Annotated in this window: 15 protein-coding genes; 7 read left to right on the top strand and 8 right to left on the bottom strand. The window is 69.9% G+C overall.

The window, feature by feature from the left end; all coding sequences use genetic code 11:
- Positions 1-5: 5 nt before the first annotated feature.
- The gene (locus tag BJY18_RS16955; protein ID WP_312874108.1) at positions 6-1574 is read right to left on the bottom strand and encodes an alpha/beta hydrolase; all 1569 of its coding nucleotides are present in this window, start codon (positions 1572-1574) and stop codon (positions 6-8) included.
- A gap of 157 nt (positions 1575-1731) precedes the next feature.
- On the opposite strand from BJY18_RS16955, the gene secA2 reads away from it, so the two are divergent.
- The 5 genes from secA2 to BJY18_RS16980 all read left to right on the top strand — a co-directional run bounded on the left by secA2 (position 1732) and on the right by BJY18_RS16980 (position 7360).
- Positions 1732-4086, top strand: a complete 2355-nt coding sequence (gene secA2 / locus BJY18_RS16960; RefSeq protein WP_184780904.1) for an accessory Sec system translocase SecA2 — start codon at positions 1732-1734, stop codon at positions 4084-4086.
- A gap of 116 nt (positions 4087-4202) precedes the next feature.
- On the top strand, positions 4203-5921 hold the full coding sequence (locus BJY18_RS16965; RefSeq protein WP_184780905.1) for an NAD+ synthase: 1719 nt from the start codon (positions 4203-4205) through the stop codon (positions 5919-5921).
- On the top strand, positions 5900-6043 hold the full coding sequence (locus BJY18_RS16970) for a hypothetical protein (protein ID WP_184780906.1): 144 nt from the start codon (positions 5900-5902) through the stop codon (positions 6041-6043). Before BJY18_RS16965 ends, BJY18_RS16970 begins: the two co-directional genes overlap by 22 nt.
- A gap of 49 nt (positions 6044-6092) precedes the next feature.
- On the top strand, positions 6093-6626 hold the full coding sequence (locus BJY18_RS16975) for a methylated-DNA--[protein]-cysteine S-methyltransferase (protein WP_184780907.1): 534 nt from the start codon (positions 6093-6095) through the stop codon (positions 6624-6626).
- A gap of 47 nt (positions 6627-6673) precedes the next feature.
- Complete coding sequence (locus BJY18_RS16980; protein ID WP_184780908.1) at positions 6674-7360, top strand: hypothetical protein; 687 nt, start codon at positions 6674-6676, stop codon at positions 7358-7360.
- A gap of 198 nt (positions 7361-7558) precedes the next feature.
- On the opposite strand, the gene BJY18_RS16985 is transcribed toward BJY18_RS16980, so the two are convergent.
- Complete coding sequence (locus BJY18_RS16985) at positions 7559-8164, bottom strand: hypothetical protein (RefSeq protein WP_184780909.1); 606 nt, start codon at positions 8162-8164, stop codon at positions 7559-7561.
- Between the two features lie 94 nt (positions 8165-8258).
- Positions 8259-11585, bottom strand: coding sequence for a bifunctional lysylphosphatidylglycerol synthetase/lysine--tRNA ligase LysX (gene lysX, locus BJY18_RS16990; RefSeq protein WP_184780910.1), 3327 nt, complete (start codon positions 11583-11585; stop codon positions 8259-8261).
- A gap of 167 nt (positions 11586-11752) precedes the next feature.
- Between lysX and panB the strand changes: the two genes are divergently transcribed.
- Positions 11753-12643, top strand: a complete 891-nt coding sequence (gene panB / locus BJY18_RS16995; RefSeq protein WP_184780911.1) for a 3-methyl-2-oxobutanoate hydroxymethyltransferase — start codon at positions 11753-11755, stop codon at positions 12641-12643.
- Positions 12644-12799: 156 nt separating this feature from the next.
- Here panB and BJY18_RS17000 read toward each other — a convergent pair whose 3' ends face one another.
- Positions 12800-13729 (bottom strand): undecaprenyl-diphosphate phosphatase, encoded by a 930-nt coding sequence (locus BJY18_RS17000; RefSeq protein WP_184780912.1) that lies wholly within the window; start codon positions 13727-13729, stop codon positions 12800-12802.
- Positions 13730-14050: 321 nt separating this feature from the next.
- Here BJY18_RS17000 and pip point away from each other — a divergent pair, with 321 nt between their 5' ends.
- Positions 14051-15004, top strand: coding sequence for a prolyl aminopeptidase (gene pip, locus BJY18_RS17005; RefSeq protein ID WP_184780913.1), 954 nt, complete (start codon positions 14051-14053; stop codon positions 15002-15004).
- Positions 15005-15025: 21 nt separating this feature from the next.
- Here pip and BJY18_RS17010 read toward each other — a convergent pair whose 3' ends face one another.
- From BJY18_RS17010 to BJY18_RS17025, 4 genes are all read right to left on the bottom strand, one after another.
- On the bottom strand, positions 15026-15829 hold the full coding sequence (locus BJY18_RS17010; RefSeq protein WP_221459424.1) for an ABC transporter permease: 804 nt from the start codon (positions 15827-15829) through the stop codon (positions 15026-15028).
- Positions 15830-15844: 15 nt separating this feature from the next.
- Complete coding sequence (locus BJY18_RS17015; RefSeq protein ID WP_184780915.1) at positions 15845-16726, bottom strand: ABC transporter permease; 882 nt, start codon at positions 16724-16726, stop codon at positions 15845-15847.
- 123 nt (positions 16727-16849) lie between these two features.
- Positions 16850-18055, bottom strand: a complete 1206-nt coding sequence (locus tag BJY18_RS17020; protein WP_184780916.1) for an ABC transporter substrate-binding protein — start codon at positions 18053-18055, stop codon at positions 16850-16852.
- Between the two features lie 25 nt (positions 18056-18080).
- Positions 18081-19157: an ABC transporter ATP-binding protein gene (locus BJY18_RS17025; RefSeq protein ID WP_184780917.1), complete on the bottom strand. Its 1077-nt coding sequence runs from the start codon at positions 19155-19157 to the stop codon at positions 18081-18083.
- Positions 19158-19191 lie beyond the last annotated feature (34 nt).

Consider the following 19191-nt stretch of genomic DNA (forward strand, 5'->3'; position numbering starts at 1 on the left):
CGGAGTCAGCTGCCTTGGCAGCGAGTGCCGTCAGCCGGCGTGGTGCCGTCGATCAGGTACGCCACCCCCACCTTGTCCACACAGTCGTTGCCCTGCAGGAACACTGTGTGCTGGGTGCCTTCGAAGGTCAGCAGTGAACCGCCCAGCGCCTTCGCCAGGTTGACGCCCGCCTGGTAGGGCGTGGCCGGGTCGTTCGTGGTCGAGACGGTGAGCGTCTTCGGCAGGCCGGGCACGTTCGGCTCGTGTGGCTGCGAGGTGTTCGGCACGGGCCAGAAAGCGCACGAGTCACGCGCCGAGCTGGCCTGCCTTCCGTCGTCGAGGAACGGCGCGACCTGCACGTACTTCTCCTGCGCTTCGAGGATCTGCTTCGGATCGGTCACGCGCGGGTCGTCGACACAGCGGATCGCGGTGAAGGCGTCCTGCGTGGTGCCGTAGCGGCCGTCGGCGCCACGCTCGTTGTAGATGTCCGCCAGCTTCTCCAGCGTGCTGCCCTGCTGCTGCTTCAGCTCGTTCAACCCGGTGTTCAGGTACTCCCACAGGCTCTGCTGGTACAGCGCCTGGATCGCGCCCGTGGTCGCGTCCTCGTAGGACAGCTTGCGGCCGTCGCCCACCGGCACCGGGAAGTCGATCAGCCGCCGGGTGAGGTCCTGGAACGCCTTCGTCGCCGCGGCCGGGTCACGGCCGAGCGCGCAGTCCTGCCGGGCCGCGCACCACTTCGCGAACTCGCCGAACGCAGTGCCGAAGCCCTGCCCCTGCGCGACGAGGGATTCCTCCGGGTCCTGGTCCGGGTCGACCGCGCCGTCGAGGACGAGCGCGCGCACGTTCTTCGGGAACGTCTCCGCGTACGTGGACCCGAGACGCGTGCCATAGGAGTAGCCGAGGTACGTCAGCTTCTCGTCGCCGAGGACGCTGCGAAGCACGTCCATGTCCTTCACGACGTCACGCGTGCCGACGTGCGCGAGCATGTCGTCGCCGTACTTCGTCCGCTGCGCGCACTTCGTGGCGAAGTCCTTCTCCTGCTTCTCCTGCTTCGCGACTCCCGCGGGCGAACCGTCGGTCTCGCTGTCGTCGGCACGGTCGGAGTCGCGCTCCGGGTCGGTGAGGCAGCGGATCTGCGGCTCGCTCGCGCCGATCCCCCGCGGATCGAACCCGACCAGGTCGAAGCGTGCGCCGAGGTCGTTCTTCGAGACCTGCTCGACCATCCCGGCCGCGGCGACCATGCCGGAGGCACCCGGGCCGCCCGGGTTCAGCACCAGCGAGCCGATCTTGTCGTCCGGATCGCTCGCCTTGTGCCGCAGCACGCCGATCGTGATGGTCGGTCCGTCCGGTTTGCCGTAATCCAGTGGCACGGTGAGGCGGGCACATTCGATGCCGCCCGCCCGAAAGGCGGACTGCGCGTCGTCCGAGGTCGCGTAGGGTGCACAGGCAGCCCAGGTCAGGCCCTGGCCGTAGAAGCGCTCCAGCCCGGTGGGCACCGGCCCGGCGGGCGCGTGCGATTCGACGGACGGCGAGGGCGTGGCCTGGCCGGAGTTCGACGAGCACGCCGCGAGCGTGCCGGCGAGCAGGCCGGACACCGCGAGCGCGACGATCCGGTGGGTGCGAGAGCTGGCGCGAGGATGACGGAGCACGGTTGGATCGTGCCATCCGTCCGCGGAACTCCGGCACACCACCGGCGCGTTGGGCAGGGCGGAGCGAGCGGACGGTGAGCGGACACAGCCGCGCAACACGGAGATGAGGAGACCAGGGGTGGCATTGATCAGCCGGGTGGGCAAGCGGCTACGCCGGATCATCCAGCGGCCGGGCAGCGTCGAGCTGACCCGCTACGAGAGCCTGCTGCCCGCGGTCGAGAAGCTCGAACCCGAGCTGGAGAAGCTGGCCGACGCCGAGCTGACCGAACGCGCGGAGAAGCTGGCCGGCACCCTCGATGGCGCCTCGGCCTACACCGACGACCAGCTGGTCGAGGTGTGCGCGCTCGGCCGCGAGGCGGCTCGGCGGGCGCTCGGCGAGCGCGCGTTCGACGTACAGCTGCTCGGCACCATGGGCCTGCTCACCGGGCACGTCGTGCAGATGGACACCGGTGAGGGCAAGACGCTCGCCGGTGCGCTCGCGGCCGCGGGGCACGCGATGCGCGGCCGCCGCGTGCACGTGGTCACGGTCAACGACTACCTCGCCCGCCGTGACGCGGAGTGGATGAGCCCGGTGTACGCGCTGCTCGGCGTCACCGTGGGCTCGATCGACCCGGCGCTGGCGAAAGAGGAGCGCAAAGACGCCTACCACCGGCAGGTCACCTACGGCGCGGTCGCCGAGATCGGCTTCGACGTGCTGCGCGACCGCCTGGTCACCACGGTCGACGACCTCGTCCAGCCTGCCCCGGAGGTGGCGATCGTCGACGAGGCCGACTCGGTGCTGGTCGACGAGGCCCGCGTGCCGCTGGTGATGGCCGGTTCGATCGACCACAACGACGCCGACGAGGAGGTCGCCACGGTCGTGCGGCGGCTGCGGCTCGGCCTGCACTACGAGACCGACACCGACGGCCGCAACGCCTGGCTGACCAGCGCGGGTGCTTCGGTCGTGGAGAAGTCGCTCGGCGGCATCGACCTCTACGGCGAGTCCGGTTCGGACCGGCTGGCCGCGGTGAACGTCGCGCTGCACGCGCACGCGCTGCTCACCCGCGACGTCGACTACCTGGTCCGCGACGGCAAAGTCCAGCTCATCAACGCCGCGCGCGGCCGCGTCGCCGAGCTGCAGCGCTGGCCGGACGGCCTGCAGGCGGCCGTCGAGGCGAAGGAGCAGGTCACCGCGACCGACCGCGGCGAGATCCTGGACTCGATCACGGTGCAGGCGCTGCTCGCGCGCTACCCCGAGGTGGCGGGCATGACCGGGACCGCGGTCGCGGTGGCCGAGCAGTTGCGTGAGTTCTACCGGCTCGAGGTGGCGGTGATCCCGCCGAACACCCCGAACGTGCGGGAGGAGCGGCCGGACCGGATCTTCGCCTCGCCGTCGCAGAAGCTGCGGGCGATCCAGGAGGAGATCGCGAAGGTGCACGAGACCGGGCAGCCGATCCTGGTCGGCACCCAGGACGTGGCCGAGTCCGAGGAGCTGGCCGACAAGCTCGCGAAGGTCGACCTGCCGTGCGTGGTTCTCAACGCGCGCAACGACGCGGAGGAAGCGTCGATCATCGCCGAGGCGGGCAAGAAGGGGGCGGTCACCGTCTCCACGCAGATGGCCGGCCGCGGTACCGACATCCGTCTCGGCGGCACCGAGGGCGCGAGCCGCGAGGAGGTCGCCGAGCTGGGCGGCCTGCACGTGATCGGCACCGCGCGCTATCCGTCGAGCCGGCTCGACGGGCAGCTGCGCGGCCGTTCCGGACGGCAGGGCGACCCGGGCAGCGCGATCTTCTTCGCCAGCCTCAACGACGACCTGGTGCTGTCCAACGCACCGGACATCCCCGAGGGCATCGCCTCCGACAGCGAGAGCGGGGAGATCACCGATCCGGCCGCGCACCGGCAGCTCAACCACGCCCAGCGCGTGGCCGAGGGCGTCGACCTGGAGATCCACCGCAACACCTGGCGCTACACCCGGCTGATCGAACGGCAGCGCGCCGAGCTGCTGGAGCACCGCGACAAGGTGCTGCACACCGGGCTGGCGGCCGAAGGGCTGGAGAAGGCGCATGAGGAGAAGTTCGGTGAGCTGAAGGAGAAGCTGGACGACTCCGGGCGGCTCGAGCAGGTGTGCCGCGAGGTGCTGTTGTTCCATCTCGACCAGCTGTGGTCGGATCACCTCGCCTACCTCACCGACGTGCGCGAGAGCATCCACCTGCGGGCGCTGGCCAGGGAGACCCCGCTCGACGAGTTCCACCGTGCGGCGATCCCGGAGTTCCACAAGATCATCGCGGAGGCGGCGTCGCGCGCGGCGAAGACGTTCGAGGAAGCGGAGATCACCGACGACGGCCTCGACCTTGCCGATGCCGGGGTGCGGCGCGCGAACACGACGTGGACCTACCTGGTGCACGACAACCCGTTCGACTCCGACTTCGAGCAGACCGTCAAGCGGGTGCGCAGCATGATGAAGATGAAGAAGTCCTGACCCCGCCGGCTCCACCGCGGCCGGAAGGCCCTCTCCGGGGAGTCCGGAGGGGCCTTCCCGGCTGCTGGCTCACATCCGCTTAGCCGTGACCGGCGTGGTGGGACAGAATGGCGGGCATGCCGCAACTGCGCATCGCACTGGCCCAGGTCAACACCACCGTCGGCGACCTCGACGGGAACACCGCGCTCGCTGTCGAGTGGACGCGCAAGGCCGCCGAAGCCGGTGCCCACGTCGTCGTCTTTCCCGAAATGTCCCAGACGGGGTACCCCGTGGAGGACCTCACGCTGCGCCGGACCTTCTCCGAGGCGTCGGTGCGGTCGGTGACCGAGCTGGCCCGCCGGCTCGACGAGGCCGGCTGCGGTGAGGTGCTGGCCTACGTCGGCTACCTCGATCACGACGAGACCGGCCCGCGGGACGCGGCGGCCGCGCTGTACCGCGGCGAGGTCGTGGCGCGGCAGTTCAAGCACCACCTGCCCAACTACGGCGTGTTCGACGAGCACCGCTACTTCAAGCCGGGCACCGAGCTGGAAGTGCTGCGGCTGCACGGCGTCGACATCGGCATGGTCATCTGCGAGGACATCTGGCAGGACGGCGGTCCGATCTCGGCGCTCGGCAAGGCCGGCGTGGGTCTGGTCGTCTCGCCGAACGCTTCGCCGTACGAGCGGTCGAAGGACGAGCAACGGCTGCCGCTCGTCGCACGCCGTGCTGGCGAAGCGGGCGCGTCGCTGGTGTACACGAACCAGGTCGGTGGCCAGGACGACCTCGTGTTCGACGGTGACTCCCTCGTGGTCGGCGCGGACGGAGAGCTGCTCGCGCGGGCACCGCAGTTCGTGGAGCACCTGCTGGTGCTGGACATGGACCTCTCGGGCGCTTCGGGGTCCGAAGGAGAGTTCGACGGCCTTCGCGTGCACCGCCGGACGCTGAGTGACGCGCCGTTGCCCGCGTACGAGGCGCTGAACGACCCGGTGATCAGTGAGCCGCTCTCGGACGAGGCCGAGGTGTGGTCGGCGCTCGTGGTCGGGCTACGCGACTACGTGCACAAGAACGGCTTCTCCTCAGTCACGTTCGGCTTCTCCGGCGGTATCGACTCCGCGGTGTGTGCGGCGCTGGCGGCCGACGCGCTGGGCGGCGAGAACGTGTACGGCGTTTCGATGCCGTCGCAGTACTCCTCGGGACATTCGAAGGACGACGCCTCGGACCTCGCCCGGCGGACCGGCGCGCACTACCGCGTCGAGCCGATCGCGGACATGGTCCGGGTCTACGTGGACCAACTGCAGCTGAGCGGGTTGGCGGAGGAGAACATCCAGGCGCGGGTGCGCGGGATGCTCCTCATGGCACTGTCCAACCTGGACGGTCACCTCGTGCTGGCGACCGGCAACAAGACCGAGCTGGCGGTGGGCTACTCCACCATCTACGGCGACGCGGTCGGTGCGTTCGCGCCGATCAAGGACCTGTTCAAGACGCACGTCTGGCAGCTGGCGAGCTGGCGCAACGCGGAGGCGGCCAAACGCGGGGAGACGCCGCCGATCCCGGAGAACTCGATCAGCAAACCGCCGTCCGCGGAGCTGCGGCCGGACCAGAAGGACAGCGATTCCCTGCCGGACTACGCGCTGCTCGACGACATCCTGGACGACTACGTCGAGGGCGACCGCGGCTACCACGACCTGCTGGGCGCTGGATTCGATCCGGAGACCATCGACCGGGTGGTGCGGATGGTCGACCGGGCCGAGTTCAAGCGGCGGCAGTACCCGCCGGGCACGAAGATCACGTTCAAGGCCTTCGGACGCGACCGCCGGCTGCCGATGACCAACGGATGGCGGGAACGGAAAGCCTGACCCGGTCTTCGGTTCGCGAGCGGTGCCACGCTGCGTTCGGACTGGACGACGCGCTCGACGGGGTGCTGCCGACGGCCGGGCTGACGTGCGCCGGTGAGCCGCGCCCGGACGTCGCGGGGTGACGTCGGTTTTCCGCCGGTTTCTGTCGGTGGTGGATCGTAGGCTTTCGGTATGACGGTCGAGTACACGGTGTTCGACACACCGATCGGGGCGTGCGGGCTCGCGTGGCGGGACGGCGCCGTGGTCGGCACCGCCCTGCCGGCGAGTTCGCCCGCACGCACGCGAGCGAACCTCGTCGCGCGCTTTCCCGGTGCGGCCGAGGCTCCGGTTCCGGACGAGCTGCGGGAGACGGTGGACGGGATCGTCGCGCTGCTGTCCGGTGCCCGGGTCGATCTGCGCGCGGTCCCGCTGGACCTGCGGGACGTGCCGGATTTCCATCGCCGGGCGTACGACGTGGCGCGTGCCATCCCGCCGGGCAGGACGCTGACCTACGGGGACATCGCGCACGAGCTGGGAATGCCGGGGTCCGCGCAGGCGGTCGGGCAGGCGATGGGCCACAACCCGGTCCCGATCGTCGTGCCGTGCCACCGGGTTCTGGCGGCGGGCAACAAACCCGGCGGGTTCTCCGCCCCCGGCGGCGTCGAGACGAAGCGGCGGATGCTCGTGATCGAGGGGGCGTTGCCGGAGGAACCGACACTGTTCTGACGGTTGCGAGGGAGGGGTCCCACAGTGTGCCGCTAATGTCCCGCACCATGGCTACGCGTGCTGCGCGGATACTGAGTCCCGCGTTGTTCCTGCTGGCAGGAATGCTGCTGCTGTTCCTGCCCTCGGTCGCGGTGTCCTGTGACGTCCCCATCGCGGCCGGCACCCACGCACCGGCCGGTGTGCACGTCACCTACTCCGGGGCCGCCGTCATCGGCGACCGGCCGCAGGTGGAGACATCCGGAGCCTGGGCGAGGACGCAGCAGTGGGAGGACGCGTACAGCTCGCGGTCGAAGGTGATGGACCCGCTCGTGCGGGGCCTCGCGGTGGGCACGCTGGTGGTGCTGGCCGCGGGGATGGCCACCGCCCTTCTCCGCTCGACCCGGGGACGCGTGGTGACTTCAGCCGTCCTCGCCGCTACCGGGATCGTACTGGTGGTGGTCACGGAAGTGCTGGCGAAGTCCGCGCTGGAGACGGCGGTGCGGAACCTGGTGGGCGCACTGGTGCCGCCGCGACCGGGCACCGACTTCGCCGACGTACTCGCCCACGTCGGCGACGCGGTGCACCTCCGCTCCGGCCTGTGGGCGACGACGGCGGGATTGGCAGTGATCGCGGCCCTGAACGTGGTGGCCCTCGTGCGACAGCGGAAGTCTCCGTCCGCACCGGCCGCGGGCCACGCTATCCCGGACGGGCAGCCGGACGGCGGCAGTTCCGGCCGGGAGGTGGATTCGGGATAGAGCCCGCGCGACCGGATGTCGGGTGCAAGGCAGGGCATGGCCTCGGATCGCTCGGGGCGCGCTGATGGCCGAACCACCCGGATCGCCCGGATGGCCGGACCGCCCAGGACGCCAGATCACGAGGTCGCCAGACCACCAGATCGCTGGGACCGTACGGGCCATTCGAAGCAGGACCGACGTTCGCCGGCGCGGTGGGGTTCAGTTCGGGTGTGGTGGCCCGCCGCACTGCAGGATTCCGTCCGGGGCGGGTGGTTTCCGGGCCTTCGACAGGGGCATGCGCACGACGTAGGCGCCCCCGACGAGGATTTCCGCCGCTCGGGCCGCGAGCTGCACCCGGGTGAACACCCCGTGCCAGGGCTGCGGGCCCAGCAGTACCAGCGCCCAGGTGGCCAGGATCAGCGCCAGCCCGCCGATCGCCCAGGTCCGCCAGACCGGGGGCCACCACAGCACCAGGCTCACCGTGCCCACCAGGAACGCGACGTTCAGCAGCAGCCGCAGGAGCGTCGAACCGGGTGCGCCGGCGTCCACGAGCAGCAGAATTCCGTACGCGGCCACGGTGACGGCGGTCAGCCGTCCGGTCCAGTGCACCGGGACGAGCCGCATCAGCGGTGGTCCGGCCGCCAGGAAGGCGAGGCCGGCGACGCCGGTCGTGACCCGGAACAGCGCATCACCCAGCAGCAGGTCCTCGACCGGCTCGGTCACCGGAGACACCCCGGTCGGCATCACGAATTCCAGCAACCACGCGGAATACGCCAGCATTCCCAGTCCGATGAGGACGATCGCAGCCAGTCGCGCAGCACGCACCCGGCTACCCTAAGGGAAGGACTGCGACGTTGCGCATGATGGTGTCACACCCGTGACTTAGCCCCTCGTTCTCGTACGCACCGCGATCGCCTGCTCACCGAAAGTGCGGGCGGACGAACGGGAACAGCACCGTCTGCCGGATCGACGCACCGCTCAGCAGCATCAGCAGGCGGTCGACGCCGAGCCCGAGCCCACCGGTCGGCGGCATGCCGTGTTCGAGTGCCAGCAGGAAGTCCTCGTCCAGTTCCATCGCCTCGACGTCGCCGCTCGCCGCGAGCAGCGACTGGGCCGCCAGGCGGCGCCGCTGTTCGATCGGGTCGGTCAGCTCGGTGTAGGCGGTGCCGACCTCCGCGCCGAACGCGATCAGGTCCCAGCGCTCGGCCAGCCGCGGGTCGGCCCGGTGCTGCCGGGTCAGCGGAGAAACGTCGGTCGGGTAGTCGGTGTAGAACGTCGGCTGCACGGTCGAGCCCTCCACGAGGTGCTCGTGCGCCTTGAGCACGAGGTCACCGTGCCCGGCCTGCTCCGGTACCGGGACACCCGCGGCGGCGCACAGCTTCCGCAGCACCCGCACCGGGGTCGCGGAGCCGACCTCCTCCCCCAGCGCCAGTGAGACGGCCTCGTGCACCGGGATCACCGGCCAGTCGCCGGAGATGTCGTGCTCGGTCAGCCGCCCGTCCGCGTCGCGGTGCCGCACGATCTGCGCGCCGAACGCCGCCTCGGCGGCGTGCTGCACCAGCTCCCGGGTGAGCTCGCGCATGGCGTGGTAGTCCGCGTACGCCTGATACGCCTCGAGCATCGTGAACTCGGGGTTGTGCGTCGCGTCCACGCCCTCGTTGCGGAAGTTCCGGTTCAGTTCGAAGACCCGCTCCACGCCGGCGACGCACAGCCGCTTCAGGTACAGCTCCGGCGCGATGCGCAAGTACATCCGCATGTCGTAGGCGTTGATGTGGGTGACGAACGGCCGCGCGTTCGCCCCGCCGTGCACGGTCTGCAGCATCGGCGTCTCGACTTCGAGATACCCGTCCTGGTGCAGGTACTCCCGCACCGCGCGGACCACCGTGGACCGCAGCCGCAGCATCTGCTCGGACTCCGGATTCACTGCCAGGTCGAGGTAACGCTGCCGCACCCGCGTCTCCGGGTCGGTCAGCCCTTTTCGCTTGTCCGGCAACGGGTGCAGGCACTTCGCGGTGACCGTCCACTCGTCCACGAGCACGGACAGCTCACCACGGCGCGACGTGACCACCACCCCGCTGACCCCCACGTGGTCGCCGAGGTCCACGCCCTTGCGCCAGCTCGAAAGATCGAGCACCTCCGCGTCCAGCATCAGCTGCAGTTCACCGGAGAAGTCCTTGATCCGGGCGAAACACAACCCGCCGAGGGTGCGCAGGGCGAGCACCCGGCCGGCCACCCGGGCCCGTCGTCCGGTACGGGAATCCGGTGCCAGGGCGGAGAACTCCGACACCAGGTCGCCGAGTGAGTCCTCCCGCCGGAACCCGGCCGGGTACGGATCGATCCCGAGTTCCCGCAGGGTGGCGAGTTTCGCGACGCGCACCCGCACCTGTTCCGGACGCCGCCTCGTCGGCGGGACGACGCGCAGCGCTTCGTCCTCGATGTCCCGGACCTCGGCGACGAACTCCGCTCCCACGTTTTCCAGCCGCAACGCGCGGCTCCGCCCGGTGGGCACGAAGCCCTCCAGCGCGCCCGCGACGAGGCCGACCCGCGGCAGCCGCCGGGCCGAGGAGTAGCAGAGGAACCGCGGTTGCCAGTCCGGGCCGTACTTGGCGTTGGACCGGTACAGCGACTCCAGCTGGAAAAACCGGGAGAACAGCCCGAGAATCCCGCGCCACGTACGCAGCACCGGTCCCGCGCCGATCCGCTCCCCATCCGAGAACACCGCGCGGAACATCGCGAAGTTCAGCGAGATCCGCTGCGCTCCGAGCCGTGGCGCGGCCGCGACGACCTGCGCGACCAGATACTCGTTGAGGCCGTTCCCGGCGTCTCGGTCGCGTCGCATCAGGTCCAGCGAAAGCCCGCGCCTTCCCCACGGCACGAAGGAAAGCAGCCCGCGGAGGCGGCCTCCCGCGTCGTAGGCCTCGACCATCACGCCGCGGCCGTCGCTGGGGTCGCCGAGCCGGCCGAGCGCCATCGAGAAGCCGCGTTCGGCCTCTTCACCACGCCACTGCTGTGCGCGGGCGAGCAACTGCAGCATCTCGTCTTCGGGGATTTCGCTGTGCCGGCGGACCTGCGCGGTGTAGCCGGACCGCTCGATCCGTTTCACCGCTTGACGCACGGACTTCCGCCCGGGGCCGGCGAGAGAGAACTCGCGGACGTCGAGCACCGCCTCGTCGCCGATCTCCAGGGCGCGCAGACCGGCCGCGGTGTAGACCTTCGCACCCCGCTCGCTCGCCCCGAGCACTCCCGGCGTCCAGCCGTACAGGTACGCCTCGGCGAGCCACGCCTGCACGGCGTCCGCCCACGCGCCGGGATCGCCGACCGGGTCCGCGCTGGCCACGCTCGTACCGCCGAGCACGCGATAGGTCACCGCGGCACGGCCGTTCGGTGCGAAGACCACGCTCTTGTCCCGGCGCGTCGCGAAGTAGCCCAGCGAGTCGTCCTCGCCGTACTCCGCCAGCAACCGGCGCAGACGCAACTCCTCGTCGTCCGTACGGAGACGACGGCTGCGCACCCCGCGGAACAGCGTGTACAACGCGGCGGTGGCGACAAAAGCCGAGCAGAGGTCCACGACCGCGTCCACCCAGCCGGGACCTTCGCCGACACCGATCCGGCGCAGCGGCAGGTTTTCTCCGGTGGCGTGGTTGACCGCCCAGGCCAGCCGCGCCCAGCTGTCGCCGAGCGTGTGCGGGAACACCTCGACGAGCCCCCAGCCCAGCAGCGCCACCGCGAGCAGTCCGCCGAAGAGCACCGAAAGCCCGTCACGCCACGCTCCGGGCGCCAGCCGCGCGGGGAACGCCGGACGCAGCGCGACCAGGAACCACATCAGCAGCAGCGACACCACGTCGGCGACCGCCAGCACGCCGAGCCGGAGCGGGATGTGCCGCATCTGCCCGGCGGTGAGAGTGAGCAGGTCCGGTGCCCAGAGCAGCAGTGCCTGAACGCCCAGCGTCAGCAGCAGACCGGCGACCTGGAACAGCAGCAGGGTGTGCAGCGCGGCCCGTTTGCGCCGGCGCAGCGCGGCACCGAGGACCACCAGCAGCAACACGATCACCAGGCTCGCGCTGGTCGGCACGCTCAGCACGGAGAACACCGCGTCGATCGCGGCGAGCAGGTGCCCGTGGCTGCCGCCGGCGAGCAGCAGCACCACCGAGAAGACCGCCGCCAGCTGCACGACGGTGGCCGTGATGCCACCGGCCTTGGCTTTCCAGGCCGGAACGCGCGAACGCGGGCGCACAGTGGTTCTCATGGGTACCTTTCTCGCCGCCGGGCACGGGCCGGGTCGCCGTGTCCCGGGCGTGTGAAGCTGGTCGCACGACCTTGGGCGCCTCGCGGGCGCGTGTCAGGCTTGGACGCGTACTGATTCCACGACCCGGGGACCTCGCGGAGGCCTCGAGGGAAGGACGGTCGACGACGATGTCTGCTGCCCATGCTGCCGGAGCTTCCGGCGAAGTCGCCGCCCCGTACGGCACCGGCCCGGCCACGGCGCCCGCCGTGCCCGCCGCGTCCGGCCGGAAGGTTCGCATCCACCACCTGGCCGAGCTCAAGGAACGCGGCGAGCCGTGGCCCATGCTCACCGCCTACGACATGTACACCGCCGCGCTTTTCGACGAGGCGGGCATCCCGGTGCTGCTGGTCGGGGATTCCGCGGCCAACAACGTCTTCGGCTACGACACCTCGCTGCCGGTCACCGTGGACGAGCTGCTGCCGCTGGTCCGCGCGGTCACCCGCTCGGTCACCCGCGCGCTCGTCGTGGCCGACCTGCCGTTCGGCTCCTACCAGCTCTCTCCGGAGCAGGCGCTGGCCACCTCGGTGCGGTTCATGAAGGAAGGCCGCGCACACGCGGTGAAGCTGGAGGGCGGCCGCCGGTTCGCGGCCCACGTCGAAGCCCTCACTTCCGCGGGGGTCCCGGTGATGGGGCACATCGGATTCACTCCGCAGAGTGAACACAACCTCGGCGGCTACCGGGTCCAGGGCCGAGGTGACGCGGCCGACGTGCTGCTCGCCGACGCGCTGGCGCTGCAGGAGGCCGGTGCGTTCGCGGTGGTGCTGGAGATGGTGCCCGCCGAAGCCGCGAAACGCGTGACGCACGAGCTGAAGATTCCCACCGTCGGCATCGGCGCCGGCCCGGACTGCGACGCACAGGTGCTGGTCTGGCAGGACATGGCCGGCCTGCGGCGCGGCAAGGCGCCGCGGTTCGTCAAGCGCTACGCCGATCTCGCCGGCGCGCTGCAGGGCGCCGCGACGGCGTTCGCCGAGGACGTCCGGCGGGGCGAATTCCCCGCGCCCGAGCACGCGTTCCACTGAGCACTCCCCCGGACGGCCCGGAGCCCACCGGCGGAGCCGCGCGGCCGGCTCCGGGTCGTTCGCTCGCCACCGGCCGGTCGCCGGAACCACGGGGGCGTCGGCACGATTTCTCTGTGGTCAGTGTGCACCTGCCACACGCACGCAACGCATCCGGCCTCACACAGTGAAGACGAGCAGGCTGCCGATTCCGGCGACCAGGCAGTAGACGGCGAAGGGCGTCAAGGTGCGCGTTTCGAAGTATTTCGTCAGAAAGCGGACAGAAACGTAGGACGCAATGAAGGCGACCACGCTGCCGACGAGGGCCGAGCCGAGTGACGGACTGTTTTCCGGGCTGAACAGCGAAGGCATTTTCAGCACACCGGCCGCGAGGATCACCGGCGTCGCCAGCAGCCACGCGAACCGGGCCGCGTCCTCGTGCGCCAGGCCTCGCCGCAGCCCGGCCACCATGGTGACGCCCGAGCGGCTGATTCCGGGCAGCAGAGCCACCACCTGCGCCGATCCGATGAGCACCGCGTCTTTCACACTCAGCTTCGACAACCGCGCGTCGGTGGCCTCCTCCACCGTGACCGCGCGCAGCACCAGCGTGTCCTCGGCGCTGAAGTCCACTGTGTCCTCGGCACGCGCGGGCTTTCCCGGACGGGAGAACCGTTCCGCGGCATAGAGGACCCCGCCGTTGAGCGCGAGGAAGATCGCCGCGGGGACCGGTTTGCCGAGCACGTCGCGCAGCAGGCCTTCCAGCAGCAGGCCGGCGATCCCGACCGGAATCGTGGCCAGGACGAGCAGCCAGGCCAGCCGCTGGTCCGCGGTACGCACCTCGCGATTGCGCACCGACGTCCACAGGCCACCGATGATGCGTACCCAGTCACGGCGGAAGAACAGTACGAGAGCGAGTGCAGTGGCCACGTGCATGGCCACGAGCACCGCGAGGTAGGGCGAATCCTTACCGATGCTCAGGTCCCGCGCCCAGTTTCCGCCGACGAGCGCGGGCAGGAGCACACTGTGCCCGAGACTGGACACCGGAAACAATTCCGACACACCCTGCAGGGCGCCGACGACAATGGACTCGACGTAACTGACCGTGGACATGCGGCGGCCTTTCTCGCTTCCGATTCGGGAATTGCCGAAAAGCTACCCAGTGACAGGTAAACACGAGGCAAGCGGCATCGGGCGATTGCTTTCGCAGTCGTTCACATGTATGAACGGCGCTCATGTTCTTGACGGGCATTCTCCGGCTGCCCTAGCGTGAAGGTGCACGCCGCGCCGCCGAGACCTTCGAGGTTTCGCGACCGTGACCCGCGACCAGGGCCGCCGGCGCGATCACGGACGGGGACCCGCTCGGCTTGGCGGCGGGGGCGGGTCCCCACCCCGCGTTCGCCGGACGCGGCGGAGCCGGTGAAGATATCCGCCATGGAGGAGCTCTACCCCGCGACGCCGGTGCGCGCCGCCGGGATGCTGGAGGTCGGCGACGGGCACGCGATCTACTGCCAGGAGGCGGGAAACCCGGACGGCAAGCCGGTCGTGGTGCTGCACGGCGGACCGGGCAGCGGGCTCGCGCCGATGGCCCGGCGGCATTTCGACCCGGACGCCTACCGGATCATCCTGTTCGATCAGCGTGGCGCCGGGCGCAGCACCCCGAGCGCCGGCGACCCGGACGTGGATCTGGCCGCGAACACGTTGTGGCACTTGGTATCCGATCTCGAGTTGCTCCGCGAACGGCTGCACATCGAGCGCTGGCAGTGTTTCGGCGGCTCATGGGGTTCCACGCTCGCGCTCGCGTACGCGCAGGCCTACCCGGCCCGAGTTTCGGAACTCGTGCTGCGTGGCGTGTTCACTGTGCGCCGGCGTGAACTGGACTGGCTCTACCGCGGTGGTGCGGCCACCCTGTTCCCGGCCGAATGGGACGCCTTCCTGGCTCCACTGGACGAGCGGCAGCGCGAAGACCCGATCGAGGGCTACGCGGAACTGCTCGGCTCCGCTGACCGCGAAACCGCCGAACGTGCCGCGATCGCCTGGAGTACCTGGGAAGGCGCGACGGTGGCGTTGCTACCGCAGCCCGCTTTCGTCGACCAGTACGCGAATCCGTCGTTCGCGCTGACCTTCGCCCGGCTGGCGGTGCACTACTTCCGCAACGGCGCGTGGCTGGAGGAAGGCCAGCTGATCCGCGACGCGGGCCGGCTGGCCGGCATTCCGGGGGTACTGGTGCAGGGCCGCTACGACGCGGTCTGCCCGCCGATCACCGCCTACCAGCTGCACCGCGCGTGGCCCGGCTCGACCCTGCGCCTGACCGAGGGCGCCGGCCACGCGGTCAGCGACCCGGGCATCCTGGCCGCGTTACGCGAGGCGACCGACGGATTCCGCTGACCCCGGGCGCTTTCGGGGCGGTCAGATCCGGCCGCCGCTGGAGCTGTCGCCGCCGGAAAGGCGCTGTGCCAGGTACACCGGCACCGTCGAGACGATGATCAGCACCGCCGCCACCACGTTCACCACCGGGGCCTGGTTGGGCCGGAACAGGTTGTTGTAGATCCAGATCGGCAGCGTTTCCATGCCGGTGCCGAGGGTGAACGTCGTCACGATGATCTCGTCGAAGGACAGCGCGAACGCGAGCAGCCCGCCGGCCAGCAGGGCCGAGCGCAGCATCGGGAAAGTGACCAGCCGGAACGTCGTGATGCCGTCCGCGCCGAGGTCCATCGACGCCTCTTCCAGGTTCCCGCCCATCCGGCGCAACCGGGCCACGACGTTGTTGAACACCACCACGATGCAGAACGTGGCGTGCGCGACGATCACCGTGATCAGGCCGAGGTCGATGCCGAGGATGGTGCGGAACGCGTTGTTCAGCGCGATCCCGGTGACGATGCCGGGCAGCGCGATCGGCAGCACCACCAGCAACGACAGCGAGTTCCGCCCGAAGAACCGGTACTTCTGCAGGGCGAACGCGGCCATCGTGCCCAGCGTGAGCGCGATCGCGGTGGCCACGAGGCCGACCAGCACGCTGGTCCACAACGCGTGCAGCGCGCCCTCGTTCCCGACCGCGCGGCCCCACCATTCGAGGGTGAAGTGCTTCGGCGGCCAGCCGAACGTGGTGTCCGCGTTGACCGAGTTCAGCAGGACCACCAGCAGCGGGAAGTAGATCACCGCGAACCCGATCCCGAGTGCGGTCCACAGCAGCACCCGGGCGGTCTTCGACATCCGCACGGCGGTCTCCTAGAGGTTGTCCAGCGCGCCGGTGCGGCGCACCGCGGCCAGGTAGACGAGCATGATCACGACCGGGACCAGCGCCACCGTCGCCGCGAACGGCAGGTTGTTGGCCGCGCCGATGTTGTCGTAGACGACGTTGCCGAGCATCTGCGACGTGCCGCCGACGATCTTCACCGCGATGTAGTCGCCCAGCGACAGGGAGAACGTGAAGATCGAGCCGGCCACGATGGCCGGGAAGGTCAGCGGGAGGATCACCGACCGAAACGTGCGGAACGTGCGTGCGCCCAGGTCGCCGGAGGCGTCCACCAGTGAGTCCGGCAGCCGCTCGAGGCCGGCGTAGATCGGCAGGATCATGTAGGGCAGCCAGAGGTAGCACAACGTGATCACCGTGGCGGTCACGCCGTAACCCGGCCCGGTGCCGCCGAACGGCTTCAGCAGCCAGTTCAGCACTCCGTTGCCGGACAACAGGGTTCGCCACGCGTAGGCCTTCACCAGGTAGCTCGCCCACAGCGGTGTCATCACCGCGATCACCAGCAGCCGTTGCGCACGCGGGGAAGCGAGCTTGGCCATGGCGAAGGCCATCGGGAACGCGATCACCGCGTCGATCACCGTGACCAGCAGGGCGATCCCGACCGTGCGCAGCGTGATGGTGCGGTACACCGAATCGCTGAACAGCGTGACGAAGTTGTCCAGCGACCAGTCGGTGACCACCTTGCCGGTGAACACGTCGGTGGACCAGAAGGCGGTGATGAACAGTGCGGCGAGCGCGCCGAGGTAGGCCAGCCCGAGCCAGAGCATCGGTGCGCTGAGCAGCATCCCGAGGCGCAGCCGGGGCTTGCGGTGGAAGAAGGCCGAAACGCGGCGGCTCGGCGGGCTCACGGCGGTCATGTGCCTGCGCTTTCGGAAACGGGGAGCGGGGGCCGGGGGCAGCGGACGGAGGGGGGAGTACGCCCGCCACCCCCGGGTCTGTGCGGGGGTGACCGGTGCGCGGCACCGGTCACCCCGGGGGCGTCAGCCCTTGATCTCGGTCCAGGCCCGGGTCCAGTCGCCGTAGTCCTTGCACTTGACGTCCGTGCGGCCGTCGAGGCACTGCGGGATCGGCGTGGTCCAGTACTGGATCTTGGCCGCGTACGCGGCGTCGTTGGCGTGGTAGGTGTCGCACAGCGACTTGTCCTCGAACTCCGCGCACGCCTTGGAGTTCGCCGGCGCCTCACCGAAGTATTCGGCGACCTGCGCGTTCACCTTCGGGCTGACGATGTAGTCCATCCACTTGTAGGCACAGGTCTTGTGCTGCGACTTCGCCGACACCATCCAGGTGTCCGACCAGCCCGTCGCGCCTTCGCTCGGCACCGTGGACTGCAGCGGCGCGCCCTCGCTCTTGGCCAGGTTGACCGTCACCTGCCAGGCGGTGCCGATCGTGCCGTCGCCACTCTTGAGCGACTGGGTTTCCTTGAGGTAGTCCGACCAGTACTCCTCGACCTGCGGGCGCTGCTTCTTCAGCAGGTCGACCGCGGCGTTGAACTGCTTGTCGTCCAGCGCGTACGGGTTCTTGATGCCCAGGTCCGGCTGGTGGGCCATCAGGTACACCGCGGCGTCGGCGATGTAGATCGGGGAGTCGTAGGCGATGATCTTGCCCTTGTAGGGCGAGTTCTGGTCGAACATCGGCGACCACGAAGTCGGCTCCGGGCTCACCTTGTCGGTGCGCCAGGTCAGCACGTTGGCGCCCCAGCCGTGCGGGATGCCGTAGGAGACGTTGTTGACGCTGTTCCACGACTTGTTCTTGAGGAACGGGTAGACGTCGTTGTAGTTCGGCACGAGCGCGGTGTTCACCGGCTCCACGTCGCCGGAGGCGACCAGCCGCAGCGAGGCGTCCCCGGAGGCGGAGACCACGTCGTACTGGCCGGTCTTCATGAGTGTCACGGCCTCGTCGGACGTGCCGAACGGCTTGACGTTGACCTTGCACCCGGTCTGCTGCTCGAACGGCGTGACCCAGTTGACCTTCGGGTCGTTCGAGCCGTTCTCGGCGTAGCCCGGCCACGCGAGCACGTTCAGCTGGCCCTCCGGCTGACCCAGCTGGGTCATCGCGGCGAGCTTGGGCGGGGTGAAGCCCTGAGCGCCCGGCGCCGACCCCGCGGAGTCGGAACCCGACGTGCCGCAGGCCGCGAGCAGGAGGCTCACGCCGCACAGACCCGCGAGCAGCGTCTTCCTGTTCTTCATCTCCTAGTGAACCTTCCCGTGAGAACTAGCCGGCTTCGGGTACCTGGAAACTGTGTTCACGCCGCCATCTCAGGCGGACCCGGCCATCGGCGAATCTGGCCGGTTCGCTGGTGTTCTGGCGGATCACGGACAACTGGCCCCCGGCATCGAGCGCGACAGCGTAGCGCACCGTGGACCCCGCGTAGACGACATTGGTGACCGAACCGGTCGCCGAGGTCTCGCCCGGCCCGGCCGGGGAGGCGAGATCACCGTCGATGCGGATCTTCTCCGGCCGGATGCTGAACACGCCCGGCCGGCCGATCACCGCCTCCGCACCCCGCCCGCTGAGCAGGTTCGAGGTGCCGACGAACCCGGCGACGAACGCGCTGCCGGGGCGCTCGTACACCTCGACCGGGGTGCCGACCTGCTCGATCCGGCCGGCGTTGAAGACCGCGATCCGGTCGCTCATGGTCAGCGCCTCGTCCTGGTCGTGCGTGACGAAGACGAAGGTGATGCCGACCTCGCGCTGGATCTGCTTGAGCTCGATCTGCATCGCCTGCCGCAGCTTGAGGTCCAGCGCGCCGAGGGGTTCGTCCAGCAGCAGCACCTTGGGCCGGTTCACCAGTGCGCGGGCCAGCGCCACGCGCTGACGCTGGCCACCGGAGAGCTGTCCCGGCTTGCGGTCGCCGTACTCGTCGAGCCGCACGGTGCTCAGTGCTTCCTGGGCACGTTTGCGCCGTTCGGCCTTCCCGACGCGGCGCACCTTCAGCCCGTACTCGACGTTCTGCCGCACGGACATGTGCGGGAAGAGCGCGTAATCCTGGAAGACGGTGTTCACGTCGCGTTCGAACGGCGCCAGCCTGCTGACGTCCTGACCGGCCAGTTCGATCGTGCCCGCGGTGGGCATCTCGAAGCCGGCGATCATCCGCAGCACGGTGGTCTTGCCGGAACCGGACGGGCCGAGCATGGAGAAGAACTCGCCGGGTGGGATGTCGAGGTCGACGCCGTCGACCGCGCGCACCTTGTCGAAGTGCTTCTGCAGGCCGGTGAGCCGGATGGCCGGACGGCCGCCCGGCGGGCGGCGATCGGGGCTCCGGGTCTCGGCGGGGGCTTGGTGGGGCATGACGGGCCTTCCCGTGGATCTGGTCACCGATGCG

Source organism: Amycolatopsis jiangsuensis (genome assembly GCF_014204865.1).
In the GTDB taxonomy this organism is placed as follows: Bacteria; Actinomycetota; Actinomycetes; order Mycobacteriales; family Pseudonocardiaceae; genus Amycolatopsis; species Amycolatopsis jiangsuensis.

Excerpts from the sequence above, each read along its gene's own strand:
- panB (WP_184780911.1), top strand. The coding sequence starts at position 11,753 with ATGTCTGCTGCCCATGCTGCCGGAGCTTCCGGCGAAGTCGCCGCCCCG.
- BJY18_RS16980 (WP_184780908.1), top strand. The coding sequence starts at position 6,674 with ATGGCTACGCGTGCTGCGCGGATACTGAGTCCCGCGTTGTTCCTGCTG.
- BJY18_RS16970 (WP_184780906.1), top strand. The coding sequence starts at position 5,900 with ATGGCGGGAACGGAAAGCCTGACCCGGTCTTCGGTTCGCGAGCGGTGC.
- BJY18_RS17020 (WP_184780916.1), bottom strand. The coding sequence starts at position 18,055 with ATGAAGAACAGGAAGACGCTGCTCGCGGGTCTGTGCGGCGTGAGCCTC.
- lysX (WP_184780910.1), bottom strand. The coding sequence starts at position 11,585 with ATGAGAACCACTGTGCGCCCGCGTTCGCGCGTTCCGGCCTGGAAAGCC.
- pip (WP_184780913.1), top strand. The coding sequence starts at position 14,051 with ATGGAGGAGCTCTACCCCGCGACGCCGGTGCGCGCCGCCGGGATGCTG.
- BJY18_RS17010 (WP_221459424.1), bottom strand. The coding sequence starts at position 15,829 with ATGTCGAAGACCGCCCGGGTGCTGCTGTGGACCGCACTCGGGATCGGG.
- BJY18_RS17025 (WP_184780917.1), bottom strand. The coding sequence starts at position 19,157 with ATGCCCCACCAAGCCCCCGCCGAGACCCGGAGCCCCGATCGCCGCCCG.
- secA2 (WP_184780904.1), top strand. The coding sequence starts at position 1,732 with ATGAGGAGACCAGGGGTGGCATTGATCAGCCGGGTGGGCAAGCGGCTA.
- BJY18_RS16965 (WP_184780905.1), top strand. The coding sequence starts at position 4,203 with ATGCCGCAACTGCGCATCGCACTGGCCCAGGTCAACACCACCGTCGGC.
- BJY18_RS17015 (WP_184780915.1), bottom strand. The coding sequence starts at position 16,726 with ATGACCGCCGTGAGCCCGCCGAGCCGCCGCGTTTCGGCCTTCTTCCAC.
- BJY18_RS17000 (WP_184780912.1), bottom strand. The coding sequence starts at position 13,729 with ATGTCCACGGTCAGTTACGTCGAGTCCATTGTCGTCGGCGCCCTGCAG.
- BJY18_RS16975 (WP_184780907.1), top strand. The coding sequence starts at position 6,093 with ATGACGGTCGAGTACACGGTGTTCGACACACCGATCGGGGCGTGCGGG.